A 771-nucleotide genomic window follows, 5' to 3' on the forward strand; every position below is an offset into this window, starting at 1 on the left:
AGGGCATCTTGTCGATGGCACTACGAGTCATCCGATAATTGATGTTGATGGACTAAGGGTTGATGGCGGGAAAGATGACAGCGTATATGCTGTCGGAGTTGTAAGCCCTTTTATTGCGATAGAGTCTTTAATGGTGAAGACATGAGAAGAGCAGTGGCAACCAGCGCGACGTTAAACCTGACTCATGCGGCAGCCAACTCAGTAGCAGAGGTGGTGGATATCTACCTCACAACGTCAGTAGGGATAGAGGGCAGTGATCCAACCATCACAAACTTTGCGTATAAAGAAAGTGCGAAAGGATTGTATGTTGCGGCAGGCACTTACTACGTAACTGTCACCGTCGCAGGCAACCCTGACGCGGTCGCGATCGATTCGCTACCAGTAGACTTAATGAATGGTGTTGTCTACCAAGCGGTTGCCATTGATGACGGAAACAATGGTGGCTTCAATCTTCTCGTTGATGACATCACCGATTAGGAAGAAGGGAGGTGAGAGCCTCCCTATAGTAAAGGCTGATTATGATGAGTGATAGCCCACAAAAATTGGGGCGAAATGAATGGAACGCTTACATGGATAAAGTAAAAGCCAAAGATAGAGAGGCTTTTGCGTTCGTATTCCGTTTTTATGCACCCAAGCTAAAACAGTTTGCCTACAAGCACGTTGGTAATGAGCAAGTTGCTATGGAGATGGTTCAAGAAACCATGGCAACGGTCTGGCAAAAAGCTCATCTTTACGATGGAAAGAAGAGTGCGTTATCGACTTGGATATACA

At 46.3% G+C, this 771-nt stretch carries 1 protein-coding gene and 1 pseudogene; both read left to right on the forward strand.

Annotated elements, in window-relative coordinates:
* Positions 1–477 (forward strand): annotated as a pseudogene (locus tag R8O11_RS26980) (2-dehydropantoate 2-reductase); the annotation flags it as partial.
* 41 nt (positions 478–518) lie between these two features.
* On the forward strand, positions 519–771 hold a 253-nt coding region (locus R8O11_RS26985; protein WP_318194846.1), incomplete at its 3' end, for a sigma factor.

This window comes from Vibrio sp. 1288 (genome assembly GCF_033344475.1).